Source organism: Streptomyces sp. NBC_00285 (assembly GCF_036174265.1).
Classification (GTDB): Bacteria; Actinomycetota; Actinomycetes; order Streptomycetales; family Streptomycetaceae; genus Streptomyces.
The window spans coordinates 3,102,879-3,125,610 of the sequence record NZ_CP108055.1 but is presented as its reverse complement, the minus strand read 5'-3'; the positions used below and the strand labels follow the sequence as shown (position 1 = coordinate 3,125,610).

19 protein-coding genes are annotated in these 22,732 nt (G+C 69.1%); 9 read left to right on the top strand and 10 right to left on the bottom strand.

From position 1 onward, the window contains the following. Positions 1-30: 30 nt before the first annotated feature. Entirely contained in the window at positions 31-441 is a 411-nt protein-coding gene (locus tag OHT57_RS14390) for a hypothetical protein (protein WP_328746778.1), read from the top strand. Positions 442-843: 402 nt separating this feature from the next. Here the strand turns inward: OHT57_RS14390 and OHT57_RS14385 are convergent, their stop codons facing one another. The 4 genes from OHT57_RS14385 to OHT57_RS14370 form a co-directional block, all read right to left on the bottom strand. Continuing rightward, positions 844-1,260 (bottom strand): hypothetical protein, encoded by a 417-nt coding sequence (locus OHT57_RS14385; RefSeq protein WP_328746777.1) that lies wholly within the window; start codon positions 1,258-1,260, stop codon positions 844-846. Positions 1,261-1,472: 212 nt separating this feature from the next. Continuing rightward, a complete protein-coding gene (locus tag OHT57_RS14380; protein ID WP_328746776.1) occupies positions 1,473-2,630 on the bottom strand; it encodes a hypothetical protein in 1,158 nt (385 codons plus the stop codon). An 80-nt stretch (positions 2,631-2,710) separates the two neighbouring features. Then, a complete protein-coding gene (locus tag OHT57_RS14375; RefSeq protein ID WP_328746775.1) occupies positions 2,711-3,421 on the bottom strand; it encodes an ABC transporter ATP-binding protein in 711 nt (236 codons plus the stop codon). A gap of 116 nt (positions 3,422-3,537) precedes the next feature. Continuing rightward, on the bottom strand, positions 3,538-4,209 hold the full coding sequence (locus tag OHT57_RS14370) for a hypothetical protein (protein ID WP_328746774.1): 672 nt from the start codon (positions 4,207-4,209) through the stop codon (positions 3,538-3,540). A 329-nt stretch (positions 4,210-4,538) separates the two neighbouring features. Between OHT57_RS14370 and OHT57_RS14365 the strand changes: the two genes are divergently transcribed. Then, positions 4,539-5,084, top strand: a complete 546-nt coding sequence (locus OHT57_RS14365; protein ID WP_328753194.1) for a helix-turn-helix domain-containing protein — start codon at positions 4,539-4,541, stop codon at positions 5,082-5,084. A gap of 242 nt (positions 5,085-5,326) precedes the next feature. Here OHT57_RS14365 and OHT57_RS14360 read toward each other — a convergent pair whose 3' ends face one another. The 3 genes from OHT57_RS14360 to OHT57_RS14350 form a co-directional block, all read right to left on the bottom strand. After that, positions 5,327-7,273 (bottom strand): S53 family peptidase, encoded by a 1,947-nt coding sequence (locus tag OHT57_RS14360; protein WP_328746773.1) that lies wholly within the window; start codon positions 7,271-7,273, stop codon positions 5,327-5,329. Between the two features lie 173 nt (positions 7,274-7,446). Continuing rightward, positions 7,447-8,064 (bottom strand): DUF305 domain-containing protein, encoded by a 618-nt coding sequence (locus OHT57_RS14355; RefSeq protein ID WP_328746772.1) that lies wholly within the window; start codon positions 8,062-8,064, stop codon positions 7,447-7,449. After that, positions 8,061-8,726: a DUF3105 domain-containing protein gene (locus tag OHT57_RS14350; RefSeq protein WP_328746771.1), complete on the bottom strand. Its 666-nt coding sequence runs from the start codon at positions 8,724-8,726 to the stop codon at positions 8,061-8,063. Before OHT57_RS14350 ends, OHT57_RS14355 begins: the two co-directional genes overlap by 4 nt. A gap of 340 nt (positions 8,727-9,066) precedes the next feature. On the opposite strand from OHT57_RS14350, the gene glnA reads away from it, so the two are divergent. Then, entirely contained in the window at positions 9,067-10,428 is a 1,362-nt protein-coding gene (gene glnA, locus OHT57_RS14345) for a type I glutamate--ammonia ligase (RefSeq protein ID WP_328746770.1), read from the top strand. A gap of 54 nt (positions 10,429-10,482) precedes the next feature. Here glnA and OHT57_RS14340 read toward each other — a convergent pair whose 3' ends face one another. Continuing rightward, positions 10,483-10,917 (bottom strand): VOC family protein, encoded by a 435-nt coding sequence (locus OHT57_RS14340; RefSeq protein ID WP_328746769.1) that lies wholly within the window; start codon positions 10,915-10,917, stop codon positions 10,483-10,485. 485 nt (positions 10,918-11,402) lie between these two features. Here OHT57_RS14340 and OHT57_RS14335 point away from each other — a divergent pair, with 485 nt between their 5' ends. Continuing rightward, entirely contained in the window at positions 11,403-14,390 is a 2,988-nt protein-coding gene (locus tag OHT57_RS14335) for a bifunctional [glutamine synthetase] adenylyltransferase/[glutamine synthetase]-adenylyl-L-tyrosine phosphorylase (protein ID WP_328746768.1), read from the top strand. A 61-nt stretch (positions 14,391-14,451) separates the two neighbouring features. On the opposite strand, the gene OHT57_RS14330 is transcribed toward OHT57_RS14335, so the two are convergent. Together OHT57_RS14330 and OHT57_RS14325 are read right to left on the bottom strand one after the other, a co-directional pair. Beyond that, positions 14,452-15,315: a phosphatase PAP2 family protein gene (locus OHT57_RS14330; protein ID WP_328746767.1), complete on the bottom strand. Its 864-nt coding sequence runs from the start codon at positions 15,313-15,315 to the stop codon at positions 14,452-14,454. Positions 15,316-15,446: 131 nt separating this feature from the next. Next, a complete protein-coding gene (locus tag OHT57_RS14325) occupies positions 15,447-16,481 on the bottom strand; it encodes a LacI family DNA-binding transcriptional regulator (RefSeq protein WP_328746766.1) in 1,035 nt (344 codons plus the stop codon). Positions 16,482-16,854: 373 nt separating this feature from the next. Here OHT57_RS14325 and OHT57_RS14320 point away from each other — a divergent pair, with 373 nt between their 5' ends. From OHT57_RS14320 to OHT57_RS14300, 5 genes are all read left to right on the top strand, one after another. Then, positions 16,855-18,123, top strand: coding sequence for an extracellular solute-binding protein (locus tag OHT57_RS14320; RefSeq protein WP_328746765.1), 1,269 nt, complete (start codon positions 16,855-16,857; stop codon positions 18,121-18,123). A gap of 125 nt (positions 18,124-18,248) precedes the next feature. After that, on the top strand, positions 18,249-19,253 hold the full coding sequence (locus OHT57_RS14315) for a carbohydrate ABC transporter permease (RefSeq protein ID WP_328746764.1): 1,005 nt from the start codon (positions 18,249-18,251) through the stop codon (positions 19,251-19,253). Between the two features lie 13 nt (positions 19,254-19,266). Continuing rightward, entirely contained in the window at positions 19,267-20,172 is a 906-nt protein-coding gene (locus OHT57_RS14310; protein WP_328746763.1) for a sugar ABC transporter permease, read from the top strand. Positions 20,173-20,360: 188 nt separating this feature from the next. Next, on the top strand, positions 20,361-22,022 hold the full coding sequence (locus OHT57_RS14305) for a glycoside hydrolase family 13 protein (RefSeq protein WP_328746762.1): 1,662 nt from the start codon (positions 20,361-20,363) through the stop codon (positions 22,020-22,022). Between the two features lie 129 nt (positions 22,023-22,151). Next, on the top strand, positions 22,152-22,718 hold the full coding sequence (locus tag OHT57_RS14300) for a dihydrofolate reductase family protein (protein ID WP_328746761.1): 567 nt from the start codon (positions 22,152-22,154) through the stop codon (positions 22,716-22,718). The last annotated feature ends 14 nt before the right edge of the window (positions 22,719-22,732 follow it).

The window sequence follows — 22,732 nt, the reverse complement described above, 5'->3', positions numbered from 1 at the left end:
AATTGTCATGAACTTGCCTTGAATGAATCCATGAATCATGACGATACGGGCCGGACGGCCGGCAGGTCCGGATGGGGCTGGTTCCTGGCCTGGCTTCTCGTGGGGGCGTGTGCCGGCATCGGCCTGGCCGCGATCCTGACGGTGGGCGCGGTCTTCGTCGCACTCGCCGCGGCGGCCGCCGTGTTCCTGCTCCGCAAGGGGCCTCGAAACGCTGTCGTGGGAGCCGTCTCGGGGGTGGCCCTGCCGGTCTTCTACCTCGCCTACCTGAACCGGGGCGGTCCGGGGGACGTGTGCCACGCGGTGTCGGGCGGGCAGACCTGCACCGAGGAGTACACCCCGGTCCCGTTCCTCGTCGTCGGGGCACTCCTGCTGGTCGTCGGTGTCGTGATCCACCTGATGGCCGGCCGCGGTGGGGGAGACGACCACGTGCCGGGCAAGTAGAGCGCGCCCGCGCTGCCGGCGAATCCGGCACAGACGGACGGGCCCGTCCCCGGAGGGTTTCGCCTCCGGGGCTGGGCCCGTGCGTGTAACGCCGGTTTGAGCTTGTTTCCTGCGAGGAACCCCGGGTGTTGACGCCTGGAGGAATCGCGTCCTGGTTCAGGCGGCGCGGAGCGCCGCAGCGCCGTGACGTCTGCTCGGCCGCGGAGCGGCCGGGTCTCTCGTCCGGTCAAGGCGCCGACCCACGACCATGCGTGTCATTCGTTCAGATCCACTTCGAACGTGCAGTGGCCTGTCGTCCGGGTGTGTACGTTCGGTGATTGTGATGCTGGTGGTGCAGGTCAAGCTGCTGCCGACGCTCGAGCAGGCGGCGGCACTCGAGGCAACCCTGCACGCCTGCAGGCGTCAGGCACCCGCGACCGGGAGCCCGGTCAGTGGTCGAGTGTCCCACTGCGTGTAGCACGCGAGGGCCAGCACCGCGAAACCACCGGTGATGAGGGTGGCCGTCATCGAGCCCGAGGGCTGCAAGAGGATCGCCCAGGGGCGTGCGCCCCGGTTGTCGGCGGCGCCTGCCAGCAGGTTGGGCAGGGCTACGACAAAGACGGTGAGCCAGGCGGCACGAGTGCCCACGCCGACCGAAGTGAGAACCGCCACTGCAGTCAGCAGCACGGCGTTGCGCAGCATGACGCCGTGCCACGCGGGGGCAGCGAGCGGCAGCATGGCGGCCGTGGCGGCTACGACGCACATCAGAACGGTCGTGTACCAGATCGCCCGGGCGCCGCACAGACGCCATCGGGGGGCCCGGGCTTCCAGGCTGGGCATCGGATTATCCATGAGGAGCCCGATCGCGAGCGCGGCTACCGCGGGCGCCAACGGGGCCAAGGGCTGCCGCGCCGCCATCGCCAGGGTGGGCACGCTGCCTGGGGTGACCACTGCGGCCAGCAGGATTGCAAGACCCGCGGCGAGCAAAGCTGTTGGCGGGCAGCGCGCCGCTGCGAAACCCAGGGCGGGCTTCACGGCGCCCGGTGTCGGTTTCACCTGGTCACCCCGTTCGGGTAGTCGGGAGCCGCCGGGTCACAGGCCCATGCCTGGGTGTAGGCGTCCTGGACCCAGGCCCGCTGCGCAGCGGTGTCCAGCGCTCGCAGTTGCTGCACCGGTTGCGGGGGATAGCGGCCGGGTGCGTCCGTGCCGAACTCCCGCAGGAACCAGCCGTACAGGACGGCCTGCCGCTCCACCTGTCCGCTTGTCGGATGGGCGCAGCCAGTCTGGATGGTGGCGGCCATGACCAGAGCGGCCGGGGGTACGTGCGTGCGCCCGTTGACTGCGTCGACGGAGATGACGCCGTCGTGAGGGTCCGGGATCCTGACGGATTCGCCCGCTGCGATGACGTAGGTCGTCGGTGGCTCGATCCCCAGTGCCCGCATACGTCGTACGACTGGAGCCAGACCGCTGGCAACCCGGGCGTACAGCGGCTCGAAACCGTCGCCGGCGCACACGGTCAGTCCATTGGCCTGGCGTGCGCAGTCATCAGCTGCGACGGCCGGTTTCCAGTACGAGCGGCCGGAGGCTGCCGCGGGCACCGCGGTGCACAGGGAGAGGACCAGCCCCGCTACTAGCAGGCCTCGCCGAAGGGCGGTGGACAGCAGCTGGCCGAGGACGACGACGAGCACGCCTGCATAGACGGCTGCCTGCAAGGTGTAGCTCGACGTCACAGGCCGCCAGCCCAGGAGGCTGCTCGCGGAGGTGAACCACATGATGCGCTGGGCCTCGGCGCCGGACAGTACGACGGCGACCAGGGCGAGGGTCAGCAAGGGCGCCGCGAACACCCAGCGCGTGTACCAGCCGACCAGGGCACCCAGAGCGCAGAACCCCCAGACGGCGATGTACTGGACCGCGATGATCAGCGGTTCGACCGGGCCGATGGCATGGGAGACGAAAGCGGCGGTGAGGTGGACCGCCAGGAAGAGGGTGTGCAGCAGGGTCCACCAGGTCGCGGCTCCGGCCCATACGGCGAAGACGTTGGCGCTGCCGCGTGAGGGGCCAGTGTGGAACGCGTCCAGTCGACGGCGCGTGAGCCATGCCTCCCATGCCGTGACCCCGGCGACCACGGCTCCGCCGAATACCAGCCACTCGCCCGCGAGTGTCGTCGCCCACGGCCACTCGAAGCGGAACCGCGGGCTGGGGTCGCTCATCCGCAGAAGTGCCTCGATCACTGCGGGAACCGCCAGGAAGAAGGGCGCATAGGAAGTGCGTGTCCAGATCCGCCACAGTGTCACAGCGGATCACCCCCGCGAGGGCCGGTGAGTTGCAGGAATGCCTGCTGCAGGGATCCTGAGCCGCCGCCGGCCCGCGTGGACAGCTCCGACACCGGGCCGGTGAAGAGTGCTGTGCCCTCGCTCAGGACTACGAGATTGCCGCCCATGGCCTCGGCGTCCTCCAGGAGGTGGGTGCTGACCACGACGGTCGTCGTCCGTGCCAACTCCGGCAGTAGTAGGCGTAGTTCGGCCCGTTGGTGCGGATCGAGTCCGGCCGTCGGCTCGTCCAGGAGCAGCAGTGAGGGGTTGTGGACCAGAGCCTGCGCGATACCGGCGCGGCGCAGCATGCCGCCGGAGAGCGAGCGCATGCGGTCGCTGGCGCAGTCGTCGAGGCCGACGCGTTCCAGCGCTCGCCGGACGCTGCTGCTTCTGACCGCGCGTGGTACGCGATGCAGCCAGGCGAAGTGCGCGACGAAGTCCGCCACAGTGAACCGGGGTGGGAAGCCGAAGGACTGTGGCAGATATCCGACGCTGTCCGACGGAGCACTGATGGCGCCCTGCTGCGGGCGGAGTTCCCCGAGGATCAACCGGAACAGGGTTGTCTTTCCGGCGCCGTTGACACCCGCGATGAAGTTCATACCGGGTGTGAGTACCGCACTGACACCGTGGAGGACCGGGCGTCTGCGGTAACTGAAGTGGACATCGGTGAGGGTGACGTCTGGTTGCATGGCTGCCGATCCGCTGAAAAGGTGGGGGATCGATGCGCGGGGCGGGTCACAGTCGCCCCGCGCATCCTCGGATCAGTTCATCGCCCGGTACGTCGCTGACCGGTGCGAGGAACCGATCAGTTGTAGTGCGAGCCCCGGATGATCGTGGCCGTGCACTTGTCCTTGTGCCACTTCACGTCGATGCAGCCCTTGAAAGCGCCGCGGCCGCTGTTGTAGGTGGGGTGGACCTCGTCCCACTGATACCAGTACTGCCAGGTGCTGTTCGCATTCTCCCGGCCAGTCTCGCTGTTGTCCGTGTGGTACCAAGCCGTCGTGCAGCTCGCGCTCGACATCGACGTGGGGTAGCAGCTCTGCGTGTTGCCGTACCAGTCGGCTCGGCCGTACACGCCGCGTTCCTGGTCGGGATCCCCGCCTGGCTCCATGAGGTGGATGAGAGCCTCGATCCGGGTGCCGCGGTTCAGGTCCTCGACCACGCCGCGGAAGTGACCGCCCCACCGGACGGTGTCGCCGTACCCGGTGGCGGAGTGGTCCGGCCAGCTGCCTCCGGGCATGGTGGACGCCGCTGCGGCGTTGCTTACGATCCCGGTGGTGTTGTCGGGCGTGTTGGTGAAGATCGAGTGACTGAGGGCTGGGGAGTCGGTTTCCTGCTCGGTGAAGTCGGCGTCGAAGGTGGCGTCGACAGGGTCGGAGTCGTCCGCGAAGGCGAGGACAGTGGGGCCGGCGACGAGGGTGGCGACGGTCGCGACCCCCAGAGCGGCCATGCGGAGCGATGCAGAAGTGCGTCTCACACTTTTTCCTTCGTCAAGGCGCCCGCAGGTCATGCGGGCGCGAGGGATGTAGTGCTGATGCCTGCAGGCATTTGATCTCGCCCGTAGATCTTCCACTTCCGGATATTGAATCCACAAGAGCCGCATAGGTAATTGATGAAGATCTGAGATCAGAAGCAAAGCGTCCGGTAAAAAATGGAAGTGATAATGTAAAGCGCGCTCTTTGGGTACTCAGGTTGAACTCGTAGAGCCTGTGGGATCGTGACGATTCGTGATCCCTGTGGTGCGACCGGATCATGAGGTAAGCGCAGCGGGGCGGGTGTACGCCCTCCGGGCAGGAGAAGCGGGAGCTGCTGAGGTTGGAGGCGGCCGAGCGGTTCGAGCGCGGTGATGAGGTCAAGGTGATCGCGAAGGACCTGCGGGTCACGGAGCGCACGGTGTGGCGGTGGCGCAAGGTCTGGCGCAAAGGCGTGATCACGGCGCTGGAGTCGAAGGGGCCGGTGTCGCGGGAGCGGCTGTCGGTCCGGGAGTGGGACCGGCTGGAGGCCGAACTGGAGCGGGGGCCGTTGGCCTACGGCTTCAGTGATGACCAGCGGTGGACGCTGGGCCGGATCAAGACGCTGATCGGCAGGCTGTTCCACAGGGGCTACACGATGCTGGAGCGGATGCTTTGCGGGCAATTCGCGGATGCCCGTGCTCTACTGAATATCTATGGAGACCAGTGTCAGGGGGTGGGACCTTGTTACGTCAATGGCCAGGGTCCTGGGGAGCGCAACTCAAACGCCTCGCGCGGAAATGGGGTCTGGCCCCTTCCGGGGCAGGCTCAGCGAAACGGGAGGAAGGGGCTCCCGAAAACCAAGAGGATGCCATGTCATCGGGTGCGTGGGACGTTGTGACGAGGCGCTGTCTGCAATGCGGCAGTACGGAGACGACAAGTCCGGTCTGTGGGCTCTGCGGTGCTCCGTTGCCGCGTTGAAGTGCGTACACAGCACCGGATGGGAGAAAACCGGAAGAAAGCGTCAGGCGTGCCCGGCAGGCACCTTCTGGAAGCTGCCGGAATCCCGGTGCGACCGTGCAGGGAAACGCGTTGCGCCCGCCTCCCGGGAGGGGAGACGGGCGCAACGCCACGGTATGGCTTTCAGTGGCGCTTGTACGAGTCCACGTAGCCGTTCGAGGGCGAGCCCACGCCGGTGACGTCGTCGTAGCCCTTCACCGCGGACAGCGAGCTGTCCTTGCCGAGGGAACGGACCGAGGTGGCCAGGCCGTCCGTCGCGTCGGAGCCGTTCAGGAAGTCGATGCGCGCCACGGCGAGACCGGACCCCGTGGGGTTGTCGGTGACGTCGTGGAACACCTTCGAGCCGTACTTGGCGTAGATCGACGGGTTCGCGAACCCGATCGCCTTACCGCCCTGCGCCTGCTGCGCCAGCGCCTGCACGGCCGCGATCACAGGCGAGGCCAGCGAGGTGCCGCCGATGCGGTACTGGCTGTACTGCTGCGACCCGTCCGGGAAGGTCTGCGTCTGCCCGACCAGGAAACCGGTGTTCGGGTCGGCGATCGCGGAGATGTCCGGGACGACGCGGTTGCCGGCGGCGTTGTTGGCCGTGGCGAGCGCCTTCGGGACGACACCCTTCTGGTAGAAGGGCTCGGCGACCGTCTTGCTGGTGCCGCCGCCCGCACCCGAGGTGAACGCGCCGGGGAAGTTCGTCCAGCTCTTGCCGTCCGTGGACAGCGTGGCCTTCTCGGTGCCCCAGCCGGTCTCCCACAGGTACTTGTCGCCCTTGCCGACGGCCAGCGAGGTACCGCCGACCGCCGTCACCCACGCCGAGTTGGCCGGGGTGTCGACCTGCTTCACCTTGGTGTTGGCGACCTCGTCGCCGTTGTCACCGGAGGAGAAGTAGAAGCCGATGCCCTCGACCGCGCCCAGCTGGAACACCTGGTCGTAGGCGGCCGCGAGGTCCGGCGTCTGGTTGGCCTCGATGTCGCCCCACGAGTTGGAGACGATGTCGGCCAGGTGGTTGTCGACGACCTTGCCGAGCGAGTCGAGCAGATCGTCGTCCATGCAGGAGGCGGCGCCCACGTACGTGACGTCCGCGTCCGGCGCGACCGCGTGCACGGCCTCGACGTCGAGGGTTTCCTCGCCGTACCAGCCGGCCGCATCGCATTCCTTGACGCCGGTGTGCGTGTAGTCCTTGGGCAGCACCTGGTGCAGCTGGGTGGTTTTCCAGGCCGCGTCACCGTTCTTCTTCGCGTAGGTGGCCGCGTCGAAGGCGATGGTCGGGGACGCGTACGCGTCGGTGATGGCGACCCGCACCCCCTTGCCCGTGTACTTGCCGGCGCCGTACGCGGCACGCAGCTGCTTGCCCGTGTAGCCCTGGATCGCGTACGGGATCTTCGTGCCGTAGGCCGAGGGCAGCGTGGTCGCGGTCTTCGAGCCGTAGTACGAGGAGAACGGTCCGGAGTTCTTGAACACGGCGTCCGGCGGCGGCAGCTGGTCCTTGGAGCTCGCCTTGTGCGGCGCGTTGTCCAGGCCGGTCACCGTCAGCACGGCGCCGTCGAGGGCGGCCGGCGCGGAGGCGGTCTTCACCGGGGCGCGGTAGGTCTTGGCGCCCTTGGTGTAGTTGTGCAGCTGGGTCCCGAAGGCCTTCTCGACGGCGGCCACGTCACCGCTGACGGCGACGTAGTGCTGCGTGACGCCCGTGACCTTCAGGCCCGCAGACGTCAGCCAGGACTTCACCGCGGCGACCTGTGCCTTGGTCGCGCCGAAGCGTGCCTGGGTCTGCGCGGCGGTCAGGTACTTGCCGTACGACGCCGAGGCCGGGTCGGCCACGGCCTTCGCGTAGGCGGCGAGGCCGGCGGCGTCCTTGCCGGCGAGGTAGACCCGGGCGGAAACCTTGGCGCTGTCCGAGGTGGCGCCCTTGTCGGCCTTGGCCGTGGCCCACGCGGGCTTGGTGCCGGCCAGCGTGTCGCGGTTCGGGCTGTCCGCGGCGTGGGCCGCGGGTATGCCCAGCGCCAGCGCGCTCGCGAGCATCGGCAGTGTCGCTGCCAGGCTCACTCCGGCGCGCACCGTGGCGCGATTGGATCTCATGGAACCCCCTGTGCGGTTCGTCGCGAGTGATCACTCGACGGTCTCGTCACTCTTTCGATGAACCGTTCATGCCAGGGGAATGCGAGTGTCAAGACGAGCCCAATTAACCTAATGACAAAGCCATTTGAGGGTTAAGTCGCCGCGAATACCGAGGGTTATCCCTGTACAGCCCTCTAGGAACGCGCTTTCGCCCCCCGCTCCTTCAGCATCCCCGCCATCAGGTCGATCTCCGACTGCTGCGCGTCGACCATCCCCTGCGCGAGCCGCTTCTCCACCGTGACCGTGCACTTCTCGACACAGCCCTTCGCCATGTGGATGCCGCCCTTGTGGTGCTCCGTCATCAACTGCAGATAGAAGATCTCCGCCTGCTTGCCGTTGAGGGTGCCCAGCTTCTTCATCTCGCTGTTCGTCGCCATGCCAGGCATCAGCGAACCCTCCCCGGCGGAGGGCATGTCACCCATGCCCATCCACGTCATCGGCGGATCCGCGGACACCTTCGGCAACTGCCACAGATCCAGCCAGCCCAGCAGCATGCCGCGCTGGTTGGCCTGGGTCTGCGCGATGTCGTAGGCGAGACGGCGAACCTCGACGTCCTTGGTGCGGTCACGCACGATGTACGACATCTCGACGGCCTGCTGATGGTGCACGGCCATGTCGCGCGCGAAGCCGGCGTCCGCCGACGCGGCGGCCGGGGTGTCGCCCGAGCCGCCGTCCTCGGCCACGGCATAGGTGATCGCGCCGCCCGCGACGAGTACGCCCGCCACGGCCACGGCGACTGCCGCGGACCTCACTGCGACAGACCGCTCGTGCACGCCGCGCCCGGCTCGGGCGTCTGCTGGCCCTGCACGAACTTCTCGAAGAACTTGTCGACGTTCGGGTCGTCGGCCCCCGTCACCGTCCGCTGGTGACCCCACGCCGACAGCATGATCGGGTCCTTCTGCTTGTCGTCGGGACTCATCAGCGTGTACGGCGTCTTCTTCACCTTCGCCGCGAGCGCCGCGACGTCGGCCTTCGGGGCCTTGCTCGTATACGTCACCCAGACCGCGCCGTGCTCCAGGGAGTGCACGGCGTTCATGTTGTTGAGCGCCTTGGCGTAGACGTCGCCGTTGCAGTTCATCCACACCTGGTTGTGGTCTCCGCCGACCGGGGGCTCCATCGGGTACGTCACGGTCTTGGCGACGTGGGTGCGGCCCAGGGTGCCCTTCCAGGTCTTCACCCCGTCCGAGCCCGTAACGAAGTGCCCCGCCCCCTTGGAGTCGGCCGCGGTGCTCGTGCCGTCGTCCGACTGCGACTGCACCAGCACGACGGCGCCGGTGACCAGGGCGGCCACGACCACCACGCTGGCGGTGACGACGAGGATCCTGTTGCGGCGCTCCCGGGACTGCTCTGCGCGCCGCATCTCCTCTATGCGTGCCTTGCGTGCCGCGGAGGTGCTCTTCTTGGCGGAACCCATGAGGTGTGTCCTTCTGGGGGAAAGGGGCTGGACGGATGGTGACGATCGGTCCGCTGATCGTAGTGGGGCGGGGGTGGCATCTCGTAGGGAGTCCGCAGGAAACCCGTGACGCGCGGTGAGACGCGAACGGCCGGGCATTACGTATGTCAGTCCGAGCAGGCAAGATGGGCGGTGGAGCAGTGCATCCGCCGGACGTGAGGCGTTCATTCCTGGGTCGCTCGGACGATCAAGGTCGGCAACGCGCATGAAATGGTGTTGTGGTGTGATGCTCAGGTGCCCGACCGCCTCCTGCGGGACAGGGAGACAGGCGGCCTGACCAGCAAGGATGGGGAAGCGGAAGATGGACAAGCAGCAGGAGTTCGTGCTCCGGACATTGGAGGAGCGCGACATCCGGTTCGTACGCCTGTGGTTCACGGACGTGCTGGGCTTCCTCAAGTCCGTCGCCGTGGCCCCGGCGGAGCTGGAACAGGCCTTCGACGAGGGCATCGGATTCGACGGCTCCGCGATCGAGGGATTCGCTCGCGTGTACGAGTCCGACATGATCGCCAAGCCGGACCCGTCGACCTTCCAGGTACTGCCCTGGCGCGCCGAGGCCCCCGGAACGGCCCGGATGTTCTGCGACATCCTCATGCCGGACGGCTCCCCGTCCTTCGCGGACCCCCGGTACGTGCTGAAGCGTGCCCTGGCGCGCACCTCGGACCTGGGCTTCACCTTCTACACCCACCCGGAGATCGAGTTCTTCCTGCTGAAGGACCGGCCCCTGGACGGCTCGCGCCCCACCCCGGCCGACAACTCCGGCTACTTCGACCACACCCCCCAGAACATCGGCATGGACTTCCGCCGCCAGGCGATCACCATGCTCGAGTCGATGGGCATCTCGGTCGAGTTCTCCCACCACGAGGGCGCCCCCGGCCAGCAGGAGATCGACCTGCGGTACGCGGACGCGCTCTCGACGGCGGACAACATCATGACGTTCCGCCTGGTCATGAAGCAGGTGGCGCTGGAGCAGGGCGTCCAGGCGACGTTCATGCCGAAGCCGTTCTCGGAGCACCCCGGCTCGGGCATGCACACCCACCTCTCCCTCTTCGAGGGAGACCGGAACGCGTTCTACGAGTCCGGCTCGGAGTACCAGCTCTCCAAGGTCGGCCGCTCCTTCATCGCGGGCCTGCTGAAGCACGCCGCGGAGATCTCCGCGGTCACCAACCAGTGGGTCAACTCCTACAAGCGCATCTGGGGCGGCTCCGAGCGCACCGCCGGCGCCGGCGGTGAGGCCCCCTCCTACATCTGCTGGGGCCACAACAACCGCTCCGCCCTGGTCCGCGTCCCGATGTACAAGCCCGGCAAGACCGGCTCGGCCCGCATCGAGGTCCGCTCCATCGACTCCGGCGCCAACCCGTACCTCGCGTACGCCATGCTCCTGGCCGCCGGCCTCAAGGGCGTCGAGGAGGGCTACGAACTGCCTCCGGGCGCCGAGGACGACGTCTGGGCCCTCTCCGACGCCGAGCGCCGCGCGATGGGCATCGAGCCGCTGCCCCAGAACCTGGGCGAGGCACTGACCCTCATGGAGCGCAGCGACCTGGTGGCCGAGACGCTGGGCGAGCACGTCTTCGACTTCTTCCTGCGCAACAAGAAGTCGGAGTGGGAGGAGTACCGCAGCGAGGTCACCGCGTTCGAGCTGCGGAAGAACCTGCCGGTGCTGTAGGGATTTCTGCCGAAGGGGGCGCGGAGAGTGAAACCGCGCCCCCTTTGGCATTGCCTACTCCGCCGCCTGCTGCGCCAGTACCTGGTGCAGCGGCTCCGTCTCGCGGCGCTTGTACTCCTGGATCGCCCAGCCGTTGCCGTCGGGGTCCTTGAAGTACATGAAGGTGGCGCCGTCCCGCGGGGCGAACTGGACCGGTTCGCTCACGTCCAGGCCGCGGGAGGTCAGCTCCTCGTAGGCCGTCTTCGCGTCCGTGACGCACAGTTGCATGCCGTGGTACGTGCCGGGCTGCGGGGCTCCCGTCGGAATCTGGAGGCCGTCCACCAGGGCGATGGAACAGCCCGATCCGGGCGGGGTCAGCTGACAGATCCGGACGCCCTCCATCACCTCGCCGTCCAGGTCCACGTGGAAGCCGACCTTGTCCCGGTAGAACTCCTTGGCCCGGTCCACGTCCGTGACCGGCAGCAGGATCACTTCGAGGCTCATGTCCATGGCGTGACTCCCTTGTCGACGTCAGTACGGCCGTTCGGCCACAAGCGCCACCGCGTGCGGCCGAACGGCTCCCCTTACCGAAGCCGAAAACCGTCCGCGGCGCCACCGCGTGGACGACGCCGAGTGCCGGCCCGTGACGGAACGGGCCGTCCCGCACCTCGAAGCGCAAGGAACCGCCGTACTCCGCCTCCCGCACCGCGGCCGGCTCGTGCCGCCTCGCTGAGCCGGACACCCGGACCGTTCCTGCCTGCGGACGGGACCTGCTCGGGCCTGGAGAGACGACGAGCCGCTCGGCGAGCGGCCGTGGCCCGTCCGCTTGAGGCGCACTCGCGTCGAGGCGCACTCGCACGACCCGGCCCAGCCCTGCCGCGGCGCACCGCCGGGCCCCGTGCCGGTCGGAAACCATCCGCCCGCGTCCCGGCGCTCATCCCCGGCTCTCCGGTTAGGCTCGATCGATACGACCTTGATCGGACGGGAGGCCGGGGATGACGGCGGCGCCGGGGCGCAGGAGCAGTACCTTCACGCGGCTGCTGCGGCACGGTTTCACCGATCCGTCGGCCGCCGAGCGGCTGTTGGAGAGCGGGGAGCTGAGCGCCGTACGCAACGACCCGGTGCTGCTGGAGGCCCTCGGTGCGACCGCCGACCCCGACCTCGCGCTGCTCGGCCTCGTGCGGCTTCTGGAGGCGCAGCCCGGCCGCGAACTGCTCGACACGGTGATAGCGGCGAAGCCGTTGCGGGACCGGCTGCTCGGGGTGCTCGGCGCGTCCGCCGCGCTGGCCGAGCATCTGGCCCGGCACCCCAGCGACTGGCAGGCCCTCGTCACCTACGAGCCCCGCGATCTGCACCCCGGCGTGGAGGAGTTCGAGCGCGAGCTCGCCGGGGCCACCGACCCCGTCGCCCTGCGCGTCGCCTACCGCCGCTGTCTGCTGTCCATCGCCGCCCGTGACGTGTGCGGCACCACCGACCTCGCCGAGACCGCCGCCGAGCTCGCCGACCTCGCCACCGCGACCCTGCGCGCAGCGCTCGCCATAGCGTGTGCGGCCGCCCCGGACGACGCCGCGCTGTGCCGGCTCGCGGTGGTCGCGATGGGCAAGTGCGGCGGCCATGAGCTGAACTACGTGTCCGACGTCGACGTCATCTTCGTCGCCGAGGTGACCGAGGGCGCCGACGAGGGCAAGGCCCTGCGCGCCGCCACCAAGCTCGCCTCGCACATGATGCGGGTGTGCTCCGAGACCACCGTCGAGGGGTCGATCTGGCCCGTGGACGCCAATCTGCGGCCCGAGGGCCGCAACGGCCCCCTCGTCCGCACCCTGTCCAGCCACCTCGCCTACTACCAGCGCTGGGCCAAGACCTGGGAGTTCCAGGCCCTCCTCAAGGCTCGCCCGGTGGCCGGCGACCTCGACCTCGGCGAGCGGTACATCGCGGCCCTGGAACCCCTCGTCTGGAAGGCCGCCGAGCGCGAGAACTTCGTCGCCGACGTGCAGAAGATGCGGCGCCGGGTCGTCGAGACCATCCCCGTCGGCGAAGTGGACCGGCAGTTGAAGCTCGGTCCCGGCGGCCTGCGGGACGTCGAGTTCGCCGTGCAGCTCCTCCAGCTGGTGCACGGCCGCGAGGACGGTTCGCTGCGCAGCGGCACCACCCTGAACGCGCTCCAGGCGCTCGCCGCCGGCGGTTACGTCGGCCGCGCCGACGCCGCCCAACTCGACACCGCCTACCGCTTCCTGCGCTCCATGGAGCACCGCATCCAGCTGTTCCGGCTGCGCCGTACCCACCTCGTCCCCGAGGACGAGGCCGACCTGCGCCGACTCGGCCGCTCACTCGGCCTGCGCACCGACCCGGTGACCGAGCTGAACCGAGAGTGGAAGCGGCACGCCTCCGTCGTACGACGGCTGCACGAGAAGCTGTTCTACCGGCCGCTGCTGGACGCGGTGGCCCAACTCGGGCCTGGCGAAGCACGGTTGAGCCCGGTGGCGGCCCGCGAACGGCTGGTCGCGCTGGGGTACGCCGATCCGGCCGCCGCGCTGCGCCACCTGGAGGCGCTCGCCTCCGGCGTCACCCGCAAGGCCGCGATCCAGCGAACTCTCCTTCCCGTGCTGCTGGGTTGGTTCGCCGAGTCCGCCGACCCGGACGCCGGACTGCTCAACTTCCGCAAGGTGTCGGACGCGTTGGGCAAGACCCCCTGGTACCTACGGCTGCTCCGGGACGAGGGCGCGGCCGCCGAGAACGTCGCCCGCGTCCTGTCCGCCGGACGTCTCGCCCCCGACCTGCTCATGCGTGCCCCCGAAGCCGTGGCGCTCCTCGGGGACGGCGACGGCGGCGGCCTCGACCCGCGCGGACGGGCCGGTCTCGAACAGGAGATCCTTGCCGCGGTCGGCCGCGCCGACGGAGCCGTACAGGCGGTCACCGCGGCCCGTGGGGTCCGGCGCCGCGAGCTCTTCCGTACGGCCGCCGCGGACATCGTCGGCTCCTACGGCACCGAGACCCAGCCCGCCGAACCGGACCAGGGCGCCCTCGTGGACAGGGTCGGCGACGCGGTGTCCGACCTGACGGCCGCCACCCTCGCCGGCACCCTGCGCGCGGTGGTCCGGGGCGGCTGGGGCGACACCCTGCCGACCCGGTTCGCCGTGATCGGCATGGGCCGCTTCGGCGGCCACGAACTCGGCTACGGCTCCGACGCGGACGTCCTGTTCGTGCACGAGCCGCGCGACGGCGTCGACGAGCGGACGGCCTCCGAGGCCGCCAACAAGGTCGTCTCCGAGATGCGCAGGCTGCTTCAGATCCCGAGCGCCGACCCCCCGCTGCTCATCGACGCCGACCTGCGCCCGGAGGGCAAGTCCGGGCCGCTGGTGCGGACGTTGACGTCGTACGCCGCCTACTACCGCCGCTGGTCGCTGGGATGGGAGTCGCAGGCGCTGCTGCGGGCCGAACCGGTCGCAGGGGACGAGGAGTTGGGCGGTCGCTTCATCGAGCTGATCAACCCCCTGCGCTATCCGGCGGCCGGCCTCGGCGACGACGCGGCCCGTGAGATCCGGCGGCTGAAGGCACGTATGGAGTCCGAGCGGATGCCGCGCGGCGCCGACCCCAAGCTGCACACCAAGCTCGGGCCCGGCGGGCTCTCCGACGTCGAGTGGACTGTTCAGCTCCTCCAGATGCGGCACGGCGCCACCGAGCCGGGCCTGCGCACCACCCGCACCCGCGCGGCGCTCGCCGCGGCGCAGGGCGCCGGGTTCATGTCGGCGGAGCACGCCGCGATTCTCGACGAGGCGTGGGTGCTGGCCACCCGGGTGCGCAACGCCGTGATGCTCGTGCGCGGGCGGGCGGGGGACACCTTCCCGACGGAGGCACGCGAACTCGCCGCGGTGGGGCGGTACCTGGGCTACGGACCGGGGCACGCGGGCGACATGCTGGAGGACTACCGGCGCACGGCGCGGCGGGCCCGGGGCGTGGTGGAGGAGCTGTTCTACGGGGCGTAGCGGGCATTGCTTCTCGGACGTGGCAGGCAGCCCGCTCGGGCGTCGCGCGGTGGGCGTCCGGTCAGGGGCGCGTGGGCAGTGATGATCTGCCCCGGTTCCTCGCCGGTACCGTCCTCGGCAGTGTGTACGGCAGTGCGCCGTACCAGATCACCGTCACCGCGAAGCCGAACGTGAGGCACAGGATGCCGCCCACCGCGTCGAGCAGGAAGTGGTTGGCGGTGGAGACGATGACGAGGAGGGTCGTCGCCGGGTAGAGCAGGCCCAGGACGCGTACCCACGGCACCGACGCCAGCGCGAAGATCGTCAGGCCGCACCACAGGGACCAGCCGATGTGTATGGACGGCATCGCGGCGTACTGGTTGGACATGTGCTTCAGGTCGCCGGAGGCCATCGAGCCCCAGGTCCGGTGGACCGCCACCGTGTCGACGAAGTGGCCGCCGGTCATCAGCCGCGGCGGCGCCAGCGGATACAGGTAGTAGCCGACCAGGGCCACGCCCGTCGTCGCGAACAGCACCGTGCGTGTCGCCGCGTACCGGCCGGGATGGCTGCGGAAGAGCCACACCAGGACGCTCAGCGTCACGATGAAGTGCAGCGTGGCGTAGTAGTAGTTCATCCCGACGACGAGCCAAGTCACCGAGTTCACCGCGTGGTTGACGGACTCCTCGACCGCGATGCCCAGATGGTGCTCGGTCCGCCAGATCCAGTCGGCGTTGCGCAGCGCCTGCGTCCTCTGCTCCGGCACCGCGTTGCGGATCTTCGAGTACGTCCAGTAGCTCACCGCGATCAGCAGGACCTCGAACCAGAGACGCGGCCGGCGCGGCGAGCGCAGTCGACGCAGCGGACCCGGCCGGTCCGGGGCCGTGACGGGGCCCGGAAGGGGCGCGTTCCCACGGTCTTCCAGACTGGTCACGGTCAAGTCACCCATAGAGACAAAGTCTGCCAGAAATGGCCTAACCCACCGATCATCCCCGGGTCGGTTTGTACCCGCATGTCCTGCAGCGGGCGGACCGTCCCGTTCTCCTACCGGTGCAGTGGGCGGACCCCGGTTTCTCCGTCCTACGGACGACCGCGTTCCCCAGGGGCCGAGGCCGTCGAACCCCGCACGACCAGCTCCGGCATGAACACGAACTCGCTGTGCGGCGCGGGCGTCCCGCCGATCTCCTCCAGCAGCGTGCGTACCGCGGCCTGTCCCATCGCCGGCACCGGCTTGCGGATCGTCGTCAGGGGCGGGTCGGTGAAGGCGATCAGGGGGGAGTCGTCGAACCCCACGACCGAGACGTCCCGCGGCACGTCCAGGCCCCGCTGCCGGGCCGCCCGTATAGCGCCCAGCGCCATCATGTCGCTCGCGCACACCACCGCCGTGCAGTCACGGTCGATGAGCGCCGAGGCGGCCGCCTGACCGCCCTCCAGGGTGTAGAGCGAGTGCTGGACGAGGTCCGCCTCGACGGTCGCCGCGGGCAGGCCCAGCAGGTCCTGCATGGTGCGGACGAAGCCCTCGATCTTGCGCTGGACCGGCACGAAGCGCTTCGGCCCCAGTGCCAGGCCGATCTTCGTGTGCCCCAGCGACACCAGGTGTGTCACCGCGAGTGACATCGCCGCGCGGTCGTCGGGGGAGATGAACGGCGCCTGCACCTTCGGCGAGAAGCCGTCCACCAGCACGAACGGCACGCCCTGCGCGCGCAGCTGCTCGTAGCGCTGCATGTCCGCGGTGGTGTCGGCGTGCAGCCCGGAGACGTAGATGATTCCGGCCACGCCCCGGTCGACGAGCATCTCGGTGAGCTCGTCCTCCGTGGAGCCGCCCGGGGTCTGGGTGGCCAGGACCGGTGTGTAGCCCTGCCGGGTCAGCGCCTGGCCGATCACCTGGGCCAGAGCCGGGAAGATCGGGTTCTCCAGTTCCGGGGTGATCAGGCCCACCAGGCCCTCGCTGCGCTGCCGCAGCCGGACCGGACGCTCGTAGCCCAGCACGTCGAGTGCGGCGAGCACGGTCTGGCGGGTGGTGGCGGCGACGCCCGGCTTGCCGTTGAGGACGCGGCTGACGGTCGCTTCGCTCACCCCCGCCTGAGCGGCGATGTCGGCAAGCCGTGTGGTCACGGCACCGGACTGTACCGGCCGTTTCGTCATCGCGGTCCCTCAGTTCTGGTCGGCGCCCCTCGTCCCGCAAGGGGATGATTCCCGCACGAGAGAGTGATGGCAAGAGCTTGCAGAGTCTTGCACGATCCGTGATCGCCCCGCTCAGCACCGCTCAACCTCGTAGAACAAGGGCCTCTCGACGGTCGGGAAGGAGTCACGGCGACGTAATTTCCGCAGTTTCTTGCGGTTTTTTGCTGCAAGCTCTTTCGCAAGACTTGCATCGCTGTTACGTTCCCACTCGCCCGGCGGCCGCAGCGGCGCAGTCGGCAGACGGAGACGGTAGTAAACGGGACGGTCTCCGCAGCACACGGGCTTTCACCCTCAAGGAGAACTCATGCGGCGTGGCATAGCGGCCACCGCGCTGGTGGCGTCTTTCGCCCTCGCGGCGACGGCCTGCGGCGGAAGCGACAGCGGCGACAAAGCCGACGGTCCGGTCACCATCACCTGGTGGGACACCTCCAACGCCACCAACGAGGCGCCGACGTACAAGGCCCTGATCAAGGACTTCGAGGCCGCGAACAAGGGCGTCAAGGTCACGTACGTCAACGTGCCGTTCGACCAGGCGCAGAACAAGTTCGACACCGCCGCCGGTGCCTCCGGCGCCCCCGACGTGCTGCGCTCCGACGTCGGCTGGACCCCCGCCTTCGCCAAGAAGGGCTTCTTCCTGCCCCTCGACGGCACCGAGGCCCTCGCCGACCAGGCCAAGTTCAAGCCGAACCTGATCGAGCAGGCGAAGTACGACGGCAAGACCTACGGCGTGCCGTTCGTCACCGACACCCTCGCCCTGGTCTACAACAAGCAGCTCTTCGCGAAGGCCGGCATCGAGGCCCCCAAGACCTGGGACGACCTGAGGACCGCCGCCGCCACGATCAAGGCGAAGACCGGCGTCGACGGCTACTGGGGTTCCACGGCTGCCTACTACGCCCAGCCGTTCCTCTTCGGTGAGGGCACCGACACCGTCGACGCCTCCGCCAAGAAGATCACCGTCGCCTCGGCCCCCGCCAAGAAGGGCTACGGCACCTGGCTGAGCCTCTTCTCCGGCAAGGGCCTGCACAAGGCCGACACCACCGCGGACGCCTACGCCCACATCCAGGACGCGTTCATCAACGGCAAGGTCGCCGCGATCATCCAGGGCCCGTGGGAGATCACCAACTTCTACAAGGGCTCCGCGTTCACGGACAAGTCCAACCTCGGCATCGCCACCGTCCCGGCCGGTTCCACCGGCAAGGCGGGCGCCCCGACCGGCGGCCACAACCTCTCGGTCTACGCCGGCTCGGACTCCGCCCACCAGAAGGCGGCCGAGAAGTTCGTGGGCTTCATGACCTCCGCGAAGTCCCAGACGCAGATCGCGCTGAAGAACTCCACGCTGCCCACCCGCGACGACGCCTACACCGCCGAGGTCAAGGCCGACCCGGGCATCGCCGGCTACCAGACGGTCCTCGCCTCCGCCCGGCCGCGGCTGGCCCTGCCCGAGTACAGCTCCCTGCTGACCCCGCTCGACACCGAGCTGAACAGCATCGCGGGCGGCAAGGAGTCCCTCGACAAGGGTCTGAGCAACGCCGAGGCCGCCATCGCCAAGCTGGTGCCCGACTTCAGCAAGTGAGCCCGCGTGGCCGCCGGATCTCCCGAGCGCACGGGGGAGGGATCCGGCGGCCACCGGCCTGTGCCCGGCCAGCCGTTTCGCCCAGCCACTTCTCAGAGCCGTAGAACTTCCAGAAGGTGTCGAACATGACAGTCGCCATCGACCGCGCCACCGGCAAACGCCACGGTGACCGCGCGCCACGGCCCGGGCTGGGCCAACGCCTCCGACACGGCTACCAGAAACACTGGTACGCCTACGCCATGATCGCCCCCGTGGCGATCGTCCTCGGCGTCCTCGTCATCTACCCCCTGGTCTACGGCGTCTACCTCACCCTCACCGACGCCAACAGCCTCAACACGGCCCGCACGATCGGCGTCAACCACATCGACGCCACCTACAAGTTCATCGGCCTCGACAACTACGCCGACATCCTGTGGGGCCCGACGGCCTACGACCGCTTCTGGTCGCACTTCATCTGGACGATCGCCTGGACGGCACTGTGTGTCGCCCTGCACTACTGCATCGGGCTCGGCCTCGCGCTGCTGCTCAACCAGAAGCTGCGCGGACGGACCCTGTACCGGCTGATCCTGGTGCTGCCGTGGGCCGTGCCGACCTTCGTCACCGTCTTCGGCTGGCGCTTCATGCTCGCCGACGGCGGTGTCATCAACCTCGCCCTGGACGCACTGCATCTGCCCTCGCCGTCATGGCTGGAGGACACCTTCTGGCAGCGGACCGCCGCGATCATGGTCAACACCTGGTGCGGTGTGCCGTTCATGATGGTCTCGATGCTCGGCGGCCTCCAGTCCATCGACGCCTCCCTGTACGAGGCCGCCGAGATGGACGGCGCGAGCGCCTGGCAGCGCTTCCGGTACGTCACCCTGCCGGGGCTCAGAAGCGTCAGCTCCACCGTCGTACTCCTCGGCATCATCTGGACGTTCAACCAGTTCGCCGTGATCTTCCTGCTGTTCGGCAACACCGCGCCGGACGCGCAGATCCTCGTCACCTGGGCCTACTACCTGGGCTTCGGACAACAACCGCGTGACTTCGCCCAGTCGGCCGCGTACGGCATCCTGCTGCTGGCCGTCCTGATCGTCTTCACCTCCTTCTACCGCCGCTGGCTGAACCGCAATGACCAGCAGCTCGCGATCTGAGGCAGGAGTCCCCATGAGTACGACCGCAGTCGAGACCCCCGCCCAGGCCGGCGAACGGAGCCCCGAGGCCCCGCGCCCGGTGCGCCGCCGCGGCGAGAACAGCCCCGCCGGCTCCCTCGTCTCGCACGGCATCCTGATCGTCGCGAGCCTGATCGCACTGTTCCCGATCGTCTGGCTGGTCTTCCTGTCCCTCGGCCCGGACAAGGACGACTACCTTCACCCGGGCGGCATCTGGAAGAAGATGACGTTCGACAACTACTCGTTCGTCCTTCAGCACACGGCCTTCTTCGACTGGCTGAAGAGCTCGCTGATCGTCTCCCTGGGCACGACCCTGATCGGTGTGCTGATCGCCGCGACCACGGGTTACGCCGTCTCCCGTATGCGCTTTCCGGGCTACCGCAAGTTCATGTGGGTGCTCCTGGTCACGCAGATGTTCCCGGTGGCCGTACTCATGGTGCCGATGTACCAGATGCTGTCGGACCTCCGGCTCATCGACAGCTACCTTGGACTCGTCCTCGTCTACTGCTCGACCGCGGTGCCGTACTGCGCCTGGCTGTTGAAGGGGTACTTCGACACCATCCCGTTCGAGATCGACGAGGCCGGACGCGTCGACGGGCTGACCCCCTTCGGCACGTTCGCGCGGCTGATCCTGCCGCTCGCCAAGCCGGGGCTCGCCGTCGCCGCGTTCTACAGCTTCCTCACGGCGTTCGGCGAGGTCGCGTTCGCTTCGACGTTCATGCTGTCCGACACCAAGTACACGTTCGCGGTGGGGCTGCAGAGCTTCGTGAGCGAGCACGACGCCCAGCGGAACCTGATGGCCGCGACCGCGGTGCTGATCGCCATACCGGTGTCGCTGTTCTTCTACCTCGTGCAGAAGAACCTGGTGACGGGGCTCACGGCGGGCGGCACGAAGGGCTGACGCCGGTTCGACAGCGCCCCTCAGGGGCGCGGGGAACTGCGCGACCAGCCACGACGGCGCCGCACGATACCAATCTGCCTCACCACCCTCAGACCCGAGGCGGCCGCAGTGTCCATCCGACCCCGCTGTCACTGCGGCCGCCTCGCCACTTGACGACCCCCATGCCCCCCTTACGTTTCAAGGACGCCATGAGCCAGCACCACTCCGCCGTCGCCCCGACCCCCTACCCCGCCAAGGCCAAGCGCAGCGACTGGTGGCGGGACGCGGTGATCTACCAGGTCTATCCGCGCAGCTTCGCCGACAGCAACGGTGACGGCATGGGCGACCTGGAGGGCATCCGTTCCCGCCTGCCGTATCTGCGCGACCTCGGCGTGGACGCCGTGTGGCTGAGCCCCTTCTACGCATCCCCGCAGGCCGACGCCGGCTACGACGTCGCCGACTACCGGGCCGTGGACCCCATGTTCGGCAACCTCCTGGACGCCGACGCGCTGATCCGCGACGCCCGCGCGCTGGGTCTCAGGATCATCGTCGACCTGGTGCCCAACCACTCCTCCGACCAGCACGAGTGGTTCAAGCGGGCGGTCGCCGAGGGGCCCGGATCGCCGCTCAGGGACCGCTACCACTTCCGCCCCGGCAAGGGCGAGAACGGTGAACTGCCGCCCAACGACTGGGAGTCGATCTTCGGCGGACCGGCGTGGACGCGGGTCGCGGACGGCGAGTGGTACCTCCACCTCTTCGCCCCGGAGCAGCCCGACTTCAACTGGGACCACCCGGCCGTGGGCGACGAGTTCCGCTCCGTCCTGCGCTTCTGGCTGGACATGGGAGTGGACGGCTTCCGTATCGACGTGGCGCACGGCCTGGTCAAGGCGGCGGGCCTGCCCGACCTCGGCTCCCACGATCAGGTCAAGCTGCTGGGCAACGATGTCATGCCGTTCTTCGACCAGGACGGCGTGCACGAGATCTACCGCCAGTGGCGGCTGATCCTCGACGAGTATTCCGGCGAGCGCATTTTCGTTGCCGAGGCGTGGACCCCGACCATCGAGCGCACGGCGAACTACGTCCGTCCCGACGAGCTCCACCAGGCCTTCAACTTCCAGTACCTGAGCACCGCATGGGACGCCGACGAACTGCGCGGGGTCATCGACCGCACCCTGGAGGCGATGAGGCCGGTGGGCGCCCCGGCCACCTGGGTGCTGTCGAACCACGACGTCACCCGCCACGCCACCCGCTTCGCCAACCCGCCCGGTCTCGGCACCCAGATCCGCACGGCCGGCGACCGGGAACTGGGGCTCAGGAGGGCCCGCGCGGCCACCCTGCTGATGCTCGCCCTGCCCGGCTCGGCGTACGTCTACCAGGGCGAGGAGCTCGGCCTCCCGGACGTCGTCGACCTCGCTGACGAGGTCCGCCAGGACCCGGCGTACTTCCGGGGCGCCGGCCAGGACGGCTTCCGCGACGGCTGCCGGGTCCCGATCCCGTGGACGCGCACGGGATCGTCGTACGGTTTCGGCGAGGGCGGCAGCTGGCTGCCCCAGCCGTCGGCCTGGGGCGAGCTGAGCGTGGAGGCGCAGACCGGCGACCCCGACTCCACCCTGGAGCTGTACCGCTCGGCCCTGGCCGTGCGTCGCGCCCAGCCGGATCTGGGCGCGGGCAACGCCGTGGAGTGGCTGAGGGCGCCCGAGGGTGTTCTCGCCTTCCGGCGCGGCGAGTTCGTCTGCGTCGCGAACACCAGCGGTGAATCGGTGACGACTCCCGCCTACGGCCGGCTGCTCCTCGCGAGCGGGGACGTGGCCGAGGTCGACGAGGACGCGAAGATGCAGGCCGACACGACCGTGTGGTGGACGACGGCCTGAGCACCCACAGGGATCACCGGGCCTCGGGAGGGGCCCGGTGATTTTTTTCGTCCGGCGTGTCGATCGGCGGGAGGCGCGTTCGACGCTTGGGTGAAAGGGCGAACAGCGCCCCGCACCCGAGGAGAGATCATGCAGATCCGCGCCCGTCTGAGCATGAGTGCCGATGGCTATGTGACCACGCCGAGCGGCTGGCCCGCGCTGACCGCCGATCCCGCGTTCGTCCCCGGGCAGAGCCACGGCATCCGGGATTTCCTGGCGGACTGCGAGGCCGCGCTCATGGGCCGTACGACCTTCGAGCCCGCGCTGACCAACAGCCGCTGGCCGTGGCCCGACCTCGACGTGTTCGTGCTCGGTTCGCGCCGCCCGGACGGCACCCCGGACCATGTCACCACCGACAGCGACCCGGTGCGGCTGCTGGAGAAGCTCCGCGCGGCCAACCGGGGCGGCGACGTTCACCTCATCGGCGGCCCGCGCACGATCGGCACCTTCCACGCCCTCGGCGCACTGGACCGCCTCGAACTGGTCGTCCTGCCCCTGCTGTTCGGCGGCGGGACACGGCTGACCCCCGCGCTGAGCCCCGAGACCGGACTGGTCTTCCAGAGCCAGCGTGCCCTGCCCGGAGGGGCTGTGGAGATCGTCTACGCCTGCGAGGGCAGCCGCAGTGACCTTCCGGGCAAGCCCGCCAGTCAGCGCTGAGCCGGGAGCGGGGC

Coding starts and splice junctions, on each gene's coding strand:
- OHT57_RS14390 (WP_328746778.1), top strand. CDS start 31: ATGAATCATGACGATACGGGCCGGACGGCCGGCAGGTCCGGATGGGGC.
- OHT57_RS14385 (WP_328746777.1), bottom strand. CDS start 1,260: ATGCCCAGCCTGGAAGCCCGGGCCCCCCGATGGCGTCTGTGCGGCGCC.
- OHT57_RS14380 (WP_328746776.1), bottom strand. CDS start 2,630: ATGAGCGACCCCAGCCCGCGGTTCCGCTTCGAGTGGCCGTGGGCGACG.
- OHT57_RS14375 (WP_328746775.1), bottom strand. CDS start 3,421: ATGCAACCAGACGTCACCCTCACCGATGTCCACTTCAGTTACCGCAGA.
- OHT57_RS14360 (WP_328746773.1), bottom strand. CDS start 7,273: ATGAGATCCAATCGCGCCACGGTGCGCGCCGGAGTGAGCCTGGCAGCG.
- OHT57_RS14350 (WP_328746771.1), bottom strand. CDS start 8,726: ATGGGTTCCGCCAAGAAGAGCACCTCCGCGGCACGCAAGGCACGCATA.
- glnA (WP_328746770.1), top strand. CDS start 9,067: ATGGACAAGCAGCAGGAGTTCGTGCTCCGGACATTGGAGGAGCGCGAC.
- OHT57_RS14340 (WP_328746769.1), bottom strand. CDS start 10,917: ATGGACATGAGCCTCGAAGTGATCCTGCTGCCGGTCACGGACGTGGAC.
- OHT57_RS14335 (WP_328746768.1), top strand. CDS start 11,403: ATGACGGCGGCGCCGGGGCGCAGGAGCAGTACCTTCACGCGGCTGCTG.
- OHT57_RS14330 (WP_328746767.1), bottom strand. CDS start 15,315: ATGGGTGACTTGACCGTGACCAGTCTGGAAGACCGTGGGAACGCGCCC.
- OHT57_RS14320 (WP_328746765.1), top strand. CDS start 16,855: ATGCGGCGTGGCATAGCGGCCACCGCGCTGGTGGCGTCTTTCGCCCTC.
- OHT57_RS14315 (WP_328746764.1), top strand. CDS start 18,249: ATGACAGTCGCCATCGACCGCGCCACCGGCAAACGCCACGGTGACCGC.
- OHT57_RS14310 (WP_328746763.1), top strand. CDS start 19,267: ATGAGTACGACCGCAGTCGAGACCCCCGCCCAGGCCGGCGAACGGAGC.
- OHT57_RS14305 (WP_328746762.1), top strand. CDS start 20,361: ATGAGCCAGCACCACTCCGCCGTCGCCCCGACCCCCTACCCCGCCAAG.
- OHT57_RS14300 (WP_328746761.1), top strand. CDS start 22,152: ATGCAGATCCGCGCCCGTCTGAGCATGAGTGCCGATGGCTATGTGACC.